Consider the following 8,928-nt stretch of genomic DNA (forward strand, 5'->3'; position numbering starts at 1 on the left):
CATTATAAATTAATTTCATTCTCATTTTCACTCTGCTTGTTCTGCAACCAATTGTAATATAATTTCAGAAAGTACGTTTGGAGAGTAAGGCTTAACTAAATATTTATAAATCTTGTAGTCTTCAACGTCATCCGCTGTCTTATCAATAGCAGAAGAAACAATGACTGGTATATTTTCAGTCTTTTCATTGCTTTGCAATTCTTCAATCAGATCCCAGCCTGTCATGCCATCTTCCAGCACAAGATCCACAACAATCGCGACCAGGGACCTTTCGTTAGCTATTTCCAATACATTCTGGCTGCTTAAATAATGAATTACATTGAAACTGTTTGATTTTAACGTCTCGGATAACATCGATGCCAAACTAATGTCATCTTCGACTAACAATACATTTCCTCTTGATTCAAAAATCAATTCCTCATTTTTTTCGAACTGTTCATTAGCAGAATCTCTATTAAGAACAGGCATAGAAAAACTCACTGTTGTTCCTTCATTTTCTTTGGAATCGATCCAGATATCTCCCTGATGAGCTTCAACGATCCCTTTACTTATCGCTAGCCCCAATCCTGTACCACCAATCTTTTTACTAGCACTATTATCAATACGTTTAAATTTAGTGAACATATTAGATAATTCCATTTCGGGTATACCTATGCCACTATCTCTAACGCTTACTATAATCTTGTCATTCTCATTATATATTTTAACCGCTATTTTTCCGCCTGCTGGTGAAAATTTCACTGCGTTACTGATTAAGTTTGTAAGCAGCTGAATCAGACGATCTTTATCCGCCAACACACTAGTCAACGATGCAGAGTCTTCCAAGTAAATCGAATGATTTTTTTCAAGCTTAAACGTATCGATGACTTCCATGATTATCTCATTTAAAATGACTTCTTTCATTTCATACTCTTGTTTTCCCGATTCAATCCGCTGTACATCCAGAAAATCATTTATGAGATTGGTTAAGCGTTTTGCCTCTTTGAAAATCGTTTCAAGGTATTTCTTCTGTTTTTCTGGTTTTAAGTCTCTCATCAATAACATTTCAGTAAAACCGAGCACACTTGAAAGCGGCGTTCTTAATTCATGACTGACTGTACTCACAAGCTCAGATTTCATTGCATCTACTTCATATTCTTTCGTAATATCCCGATACATAAATATCGTTCCCGTTTTCACTTCACTAATAAATACCGGTGATGTGTATATTTGAATGTACCTTGGATCATCATCAGCTAACTGGCATCGAATCGAACTCAATTCTGAAAAATCCGGATCAATCGCTTTTTCATAGAATTCTCTGATTTCATTTTGTTCATGGCAATTATCTGAAAAATCACTTATCCAAACATCTTTAGGTACAATTTTATCATTTTTATAGCTTTCCATATTTACCAAGTCCAGTAATTTATCATTCGCCTGTAATAAATCTCCACTGAGGGATACAAGTTGCAATCCTTCCGTGACATTCTGAACAATACTTTCATTCAAACTTCGTTCTCGCTGAACATCTTCATAGATGTCTATTCTACTCAAGGCAATACTTAATTGTCCCATAAGTATATTGATTTCCGAAATTTCTTCTTCAGTGAATACGTTCCCGATTCGCGTTATTGCAAAAACCAGCGAAACCTCGCCCAAGTCATCGTTAACGGATGCGTACAAGTCGTAGCAGTAAACACTACCTTCGGCTACCCCTATTTCGGTCTCAGTCGCCTCTCTTTTCACAACGTAATAACTCTCCATTTTTAAACGTGCCACAATGTCTTTCAAGTAGACATCGGATAGAAACAGCCGGGCATGGTTTTCAGTCAGCCCTTTAATCGCAAATTGCTTTTGGTTGGGACTAGCCAGGATTCCTTTGTCAAAATTAAAAGCCGTCATAAAGTAATTGAATACCCGATTTAAAAATTCATCTCTGTTTACAGTCGCTGTCAATTCTTTATTTAAATTGCTGTACCTTTCAGTTTTTTCTTTTGCTTTCTGCGTTTCGCTTAAGAGTTCTTTTAATACGTCTTCATTTCGTTTGTTTTCGGTGATATCGATCCCGATCAGGATATAACGGTAAGCTTTGCCGTTATCATTCAGAAACGGAACGATCGTTGTATTGATCCAATAATAGGATCCGTCTTTGGCTTCGTTCTTGATTTTATCTGTCCATATCTTTCCTTTAGCGATCGTATTCCACATTTTTTCATAAAATTCACTGCTTTGATATCCGCTCTTTAAAACACGTGTTGTATTTCCAATCAATTCATGTTCTTTGTATTTTGATGTTTTGCAGAACATTTCGTTCACATTTATAATGATTCCTTCATCATTCGTAATGCATAATAACGCAGACTCATTGAGTGCTTTGTTGATGTGTTCAATTTCTGTCACATATTCCTGCAACTGATTTTGGTTAAACTCCAGTTCATCCTGCTGAGATAATAACTCTTCATTCTGAGCTGTCAGTTCATCTTCTTTATCTTGAACTTCGATGGCCATACTACTAAATGACTGCGCTAAGACACGCAGCTCTTCCAACTGATAGTCTGAATTCAATTTGATTTTTTTCCCTTTTTTCAAATTTCGAGTCGCTGATATCAACATTTCTAATGGGAGTATGATTTCTCTTAACAATCTGCTGATCACGAGAACAAATAAACTAAAACTAGTTAATCCTAAAACGATGAACCCGGTCGTAAATTGATTAATGAGGCTCATCGCTTCACTATATATAGTATCTCTTTCAATTTGGGAGTCTTCATTGAATACCTGCGTATATTCAAGAAAACGGTTGATGTCTTCATTTGTGCCACCACCTGATAACTCTCTAAGCGAGGCGTAATCATCCGCCTCCACAAAGCTGATAGCCAAGGGAAGCAGATTTTCACTATAGTTCACATAAAAATCTGAAAGTATCTGATTCAATTCTTCCTCCTCATCAGAGAGAGGCAGAGATTGAAAATAATCGATACTGTCTTTAAATTCATCCAAATTCATATAAAGCCGATCTAATTCCTGCTGATCTTGAAAAGCATAATATCCCCTGGCTCTAAATAATACCTGCGTCATATTTTCCTCTAAATCATTGATCGCATTATATTTCAATGTGCTCTCTTCGTACTGTTCAGTCATAGAAGACTGTGCCCGCATCAGTGTGAAAATACCCACGGATGTAATAAGAACAATGACCGATAACAACAAAGCAGCCACTTTATAAAATTTTCGTTTAATTTTAACCGGACGATCCTTATGGTCAGTCATTCGTCAGTTCCTCCACTAAGTGATAAAGTGCCATTGGACTAAAAGGTTTTTTTATAAAAATATCCACACCCGCATCTTTTGCCTGCTGCTGATCTTTTTCCTGCGTTTTAGCGGTCAACATTATGATGACCGCGTCGTTTATCATAACTTTATCAATTCTTTCTAAAACTTCTATCCCAGTCAGTTCCGGCATCATATAATCCAAGATGATCACATCATACTTTTTTTCATTGATTTTTTCTAATGCCTCTAGACCGCTCTCGGCTTCATCGATCGTATAATTTAAATCTTCCAAACTATCGACGATCAGCATTCTTAAAACCATTTCATCGTCCACTACCAAGATGTTCTTCATTAATTCAACTCCCGCTTAATTCTTTAAATAGTCTTTTATAATATCATACGATTGTTTCAGTCTTTCCTCGTAATCAGGCTGTTCCCAATTTTCCCAGCTATAAGGCAGCATTTCTTTATTGGTAAGACCGTCGTTAGGTAACTGGTCGATCAACTGCTTCTTCTTTGTTGCCATGACGCTTATGTCGATCGTCTCAAAATCAGTTGAAGCCGTTAAGCCCTCTGACCACAAATCACCAAGTATTTCTTTCTGGCTCGGATCCTTGACGTTCAGCAGCAGCCAGGGGATCCTCATCTCCACCATGCCACTTTCTTCATTGATCGTGTAATCCGCCAATGACTCATAGGCTTCGCTTTCCGGACTCCCGACCCCTTCTTTTAATGCTCCTGTTTCGTAGTAATCGAATGGTACTTCTAAACCCGTCGAAGGAATGACCATCGGTTTGGATAATGCCAAATTAACTGGATTGAATTGACCTTCGTTATTTTTAATGACGTGATCGTCCTCCAAAAAAGAAAGTTCATACCCATACTGGTAGTAGAAAGGATCATAATAGCTGTCGACCCAGACTCTGCTTTCATCTTCTCCTGAAATTTCAATGACAAAATCGATCCCCTGCTCAAATATCTGTTTTTCGACAAAGGGTACCGATCGATTACCCTGGCCATCGATGGTATTTAACAGCAAATTCAAATCCGTTTCACTGTTCCACTCTTTTGGATCATAATCGATCATCAAGTATAGGAAAGCTTCGTCATGATCAACAGAAACACTGCGCAACAGACCTTCTTCTTTCTGCGTTAACCGCTCATCTTCTTGCCACTTGTCTCTGTCCCCATCCAGTGGTTTCTTATGGGTTTCATAGCTCAACAAACCAAAACGCTGTTCATTGGTCTGCACGTTTGACCAGTACGGTCTCCGATCAGGATCATCAAGTTCCATCGTGTTCCACGTCCTTTTGAACCATTCATCCTGCCAGGTGAACATGATCCCGCCAGCTGCACCCTGCTCATGAATATCTTCAAACAGACGAACGACGATATCTCCCTGCTCTTTTTCTGACAGAAAACCCTGATTCCAGCCGAAAGGATTCACGTGGGTCATGCCTCTGGATGAAGGAACGCCAAATTCCGCAACGATCAACGGCATGCGGTGTGCATCGATCAGCTCATTTAAATAACCGGCGTAACTGTTTTTTTGGCCGCGATGATCGGTGAAATCCAGATACTTTTCTTCGTAGTTCAGAAAGTCCGGATAATACGGGTAGACGTGATAACTGGCAAAATAACCGGTCTTCAAGTGTTTGCTTTCATAGATATTATTAGGATCAACACTGACCAGATCTTCTTCGGCAGATGGTTCGGCCGGGTGATCAAGCAGATCTGTAGTCGGCCAGTTGGTAAAACTGATCGGGTGCATCATTTCATAGTTGCTCGTTTCGTAAGCCGTGATAAACTCCATGCGTGCTGCCAGCCATTTTTCAAAAGCATTCGCCCCTGCTGTACTGAAATAGTCTCCCTCGAATTCGTCGCTGTTTTCATGTAAAGCATTGGTCTCCTCTACCATGAGCGGATACCATTCGATGCCCAGTATGTACCCCAGTACATATTGGGAAATATCATATGCATATTTTCCGGAAGCATGACCGATCTTCGGTTCTATCGTCACATTTCCATGCACGACATCGATAACGTCTTCAATTTCACGTTCAAATGCATCGATATTGGCGGGTAAATAGGCATCTAATGTGTTTTCCAGGCCCGCTTCATCTATCCAGACCCCGTGCATGACGTAAATCGGCGTCTGTGACTGCTGGTTATGGAGCCATAATGCCTGATAAAATTCTGGAGGGTGTACCGTGTAGACTCGGATCACATTGGCGCCCATCTCAGCTATCTGTTCGATCCATCGCCCGTATTCCTCAAACGTTATCGCTGACTCTCCAGGCCATGAGCCGGGTTTGGCCATCCCCATGTTGACACCTTGTATCTCGAACGCTTCCCAGTTTCCATCCCGATAAATCTCAAAATGCGTGTCACTCATGCGACTATGGTAGGCCACACCTTCATCCGTATACATATCAATGTCGGATCGTTCATCTTTATTCACTGCTTGTTTGGTGTTATATGTATCTTGTAAGATCATTTTCATCATTGGCAGATAGGCCCGACTATAAAACGACTGCGCTCCCTTTCGCTGCAAACGACTGATCGTTCGGTTCACCCAATCCAGCCCTTTATACTGATAAAATGATGGCGTCGTCTCCAAATCAGCGTAATCACCGGCAAAATAATAAAGCGGCGTACCGGACTCAAACGTTCGTGTGACTGCCGGGATCGTATCACCGATGCCGTATTCACGCATGCGGACCTGCCCCTTTTCGGTAAGTCCCAACGTGTAGTCCGCTAAGACTTCGGCCTCTGTAGGCTCGACGATGTCAAACCAGTACGCATAACGGGATGAGAGAGAGGCATCAAAAAAGGCTTCGCCTGTCTCGGTAAAATCAAACAGGATGCCGTCTCCTTCAAAATCCTCGCCTTCTTCCAGGATCACAATGAAATCGTCATCCCTTACAAAGATGAGGCCCGAATCACTAAAGGTCCACTCTTCTTCTGTCTGCTGCTTATAGTTTTCAATCATCCAGGTCGGAAGTTCATCGTTTAGTGCCGGATCCAGTTCATCGAAGTGGCGGCCGATCCACCCTTCCCATTCCAGTCCCAAGAGTGATGTGAACCGCTCCCTCGCCACCTGATCTGTCGGGCTCGCAAAACTGTTGAATTCTGCAACAAGCGGGGTTTGATCGATATAAACCTCGTTTTCGATCGCTTTCACGTCTTCGAGCGTGAGCCCACCGTAGATCAATTCCGAGCGCTTTCCATCCTGATTTCCACCATAAAATTCATCCTCGTATACGCCATATGTATCGGCCACATAAATCAGGTCATACGTGCTCTCATTCTCATTAGCGATGGAAGTGATCTCATAGTTATTCTCAGCTTGCGGATGAAACCCGACATAATCCCGGGTCAGATCATATTCACTGCTATCCTCTTTCACGTATTTATAGTGATTCAACCCCCAGGCGATGCCTTGATGTTCACGGTAGGTCTGATCCGGAACCGTTTTGTCCATAATCAGCACCTCAAGTTCCTGACCGGAATCGACCTGCCACAACACATAAGGTAAAGAGAACAATCCAATCACAGCCAATATGCCAATATAACTAATTTCCTTCTTCAAGTCGCTTCATCCTCTATCCTTCGCATTTTTGAATAAACAGTTCTCGCTTCTCCCAGTCTTGATCAAACGTGTGGCGGATCCATTCATACAGCACTGCGTTAATGTGTTAAACTAACTAAATAGTCCCCTGATGCTATATACAGTTACTGAAACACTGTATAAATAGGCTTGTTATTGTATATTGTATCACAAAGCTGCGGAGTAAATTCCAACAATTTTGCAAACTTAATGTAAAGGCGTGTTGACAAATGAACCAGATATTTAAAGGCAATAGAAAAACGAAAAAAATTACTGCTATAGTGCTGAGTACCAGTCTACTCAGCGTTATAATAGTGATACTTCAACCCGTGTTTTTTCCTGAAAACATTTTGTTGAAAAGAAAAGATAATTACGATTCTGATCCCTACACGATCTCAAATGTTACATTTCAGTCGGATGTTTATACGAAGGATATGTCTCTCGATCTTACACTGGATCTAGCCAATCATACTTCAGCTGACAAGACTCTCTGGCTGGGGTTCAGCCTTTTAGATCCGCTGGGTGAAGCGATCGATTTTCCACTCACTGAAATCACCATTGACGCTTCACAATCACAGTCATTATCCCTCTCACCCTCTTTAGCCGACTTAAAGAATGAGGCCCTCACAACGGGACCTTATACCGCCAAATTTGCTCTATGGGACAGCGATCCGATAACCGATGCCTCCTCGCGACAGGCCAATGTGGAAATAGCTGAGGCCTTCCGAATTTATAACACCGTTGAACACTTTCAGACGATCGATGATACGCAGTGGTTCAGCAGAGACGGTCTTTTGGGACGCACACAGCTTCGAAATGAACACGTTGCGGTTATGGACGATCGTTTAACCATCACTATGCCCGCAGAAACTTTAGAGGGCGGAGAAATCCAAACGGTCGACCGCATGCCTTACGGTTCGTATGAAATCAGCATGAAACTTCCTGATGCGCCTTCGTCTCTTACCGGTTTTTTTCTTTACAAAGCACCTGACTTTCATCATGAAATAGACATAGAAATCTTTAACCAGCCGGAATCGGAAGTGTTATTCACATCCTACTCCCAGGGGTCTACCCAGCATGAAAACAGAGCTGAGTTGGCCTTCGATCCTACTGTAGCCTTCCACCGATACCGGATCGATTATTACCCTGAGCAGATCTCTTTTTACATCGATGACCAGCGAATGCAGACATGGAAAGATGGTTATTCAACTGAACCGATGCACCTGATGGTCAACACCTGGTTCCCGAAATGGCTGGAAGGTAACACACCTGAAGAAGATCAGACTCTTGAAATTGAGTGGATCGGGTACTAGAGCTGCCCGAGCATCATTGAATGAAGGTTGAAAGAAAGTAGCCATTAGCTGAAGCCGTTTATTGAAAACATAAAATTTGAAGAAAAAGTATCCTCAATCGATCACTTATTGTCAGTGATCGATTGAGGATGCTTTTCTTATTAATCTCTGACCTTTTTTCCGGATCGGTTGATAAAATCACTTCAATGATGTAATTTCATAAGTCAACTGTAACTAGCTTTTAGATAATGGACCTGGTATCAAATTAAGGTAATTTTATCGAATCATTTCCACAAAACCAATCTTGCTATACTTCTCCTTTTGCACGCTCAACGTTTTCGAGATGACTGTTTTTCATCCCTTCAAAGAAACGGAATCTGTTCTGGCACTCTTTTTCCAATTCAGTGCCGTCAGTTAGCAAACGATCTAAATACCGTTTTGAAAAATCGATCCGGTCACTAATTTCCTGCTTCTGGTTTGTAACGTTACCGTGTCCCGGCACGTGGATGTTAATGTCGTGATGTTGCATGATCAAGGATGCTTTATCGATTGTACCGATGTAATCATGATAACCGCTCTCAATAAAAGGGAATTCGACATCGGAGAGATAGTCACCGGAAAGAAGAATGCCGCAGGGTTCGATGACCGTAAACAGTCCGTCATTGGTATGACCGGGTGCTTTATAAAACGTTAAGGTGATGTCTCCCAGTTCCAGTTTTTCCCCGTCCTCTAAAATAGCTCTGTCAACGGTTGGGTAATGTGGCACATAGT

Annotated in this window: 5 protein-coding genes; 1 reads left to right on the forward strand and 4 read right to left on the reverse strand. The window is 41.3% G+C overall.

All coding sequences use genetic code 11. From position 1 onward, the window contains the following. Positions 1 to 27 precede the first annotated feature (27 nt). From R6U02_RS08555 to R6U02_RS08565, 3 genes are read right to left on the reverse strand one after another with little or no spacing between them, the layout of a single operon-like run. Complete coding sequence (locus tag R6U02_RS08555; RefSeq protein WP_410263194.1) at positions 28 to 3,252, reverse strand: ATP-binding protein; 3,225 nt, start codon at positions 3,250 to 3,252, stop codon at positions 28 to 30. Continuing rightward, entirely contained in the window at positions 3,245 to 3,607 is a 363-nt protein-coding gene (locus R6U02_RS08560) for a response regulator (RefSeq protein ID WP_410263195.1), read from the reverse strand. The genes R6U02_RS08555 and R6U02_RS08560 overlap by 8 nt, the downstream gene beginning before the upstream one ends. A 15-nt stretch (positions 3,608 to 3,622) precedes the next feature. Then, positions 3,623 to 6,847: a hypothetical protein gene (locus R6U02_RS08565; protein ID WP_410263196.1), complete on the reverse strand. Its 3,225-nt coding sequence runs from the start codon at positions 6,845 to 6,847 to the stop codon at positions 3,623 to 3,625. 248 nt (positions 6,848 to 7,095) lie between these two features. On the opposite strand from R6U02_RS08565, the gene R6U02_RS08570 reads away from it, so the two are divergent. Further along, positions 7,096 to 8,178 (forward strand): glycoside hydrolase family 16 protein, encoded by a 1,083-nt coding sequence (locus R6U02_RS08570; protein ID WP_410263197.1) that lies wholly within the window; start codon positions 7,096 to 7,098, stop codon positions 8,176 to 8,178. A gap of 286 nt (positions 8,179 to 8,464) precedes the next feature. Here R6U02_RS08570 and R6U02_RS08575 read toward each other — a convergent pair. Continuing rightward, positions 8,465 to 8,928: MBL fold metallo-hydrolase (locus R6U02_RS08575; protein WP_410263198.1), on the reverse strand; the 464-nt coding region annotated here is incomplete at its 5' end.

Source organism: Alkalibacterium sp. (genome assembly GCF_046484155.1).
In the GTDB taxonomy this organism is placed as follows: Bacteria; Bacillota; Bacilli; order Lactobacillales; family Carnobacteriaceae_A; genus Alkalibacterium.

Bases quoted from the DNA above. Each gene is read 5' to 3' on its own strand.
- R6U02_RS08555 (WP_410263194.1), bottom strand. From the start codon at position 3,252: ATGACTGACCATAAGGATCGTCCGGTTAAAATTAAACGAAAATTTTAT.
- R6U02_RS08560 (WP_410263195.1), bottom strand. From the start codon at position 3,607: ATGAAGAACATCTTGGTAGTGGACGATGAAATGGTTTTAAGAATGCTG.
- R6U02_RS08570 (WP_410263197.1), top strand. From the start codon at position 7,096: ATGAACCAGATATTTAAAGGCAATAGAAAAACGAAAAAAATTACTGCT.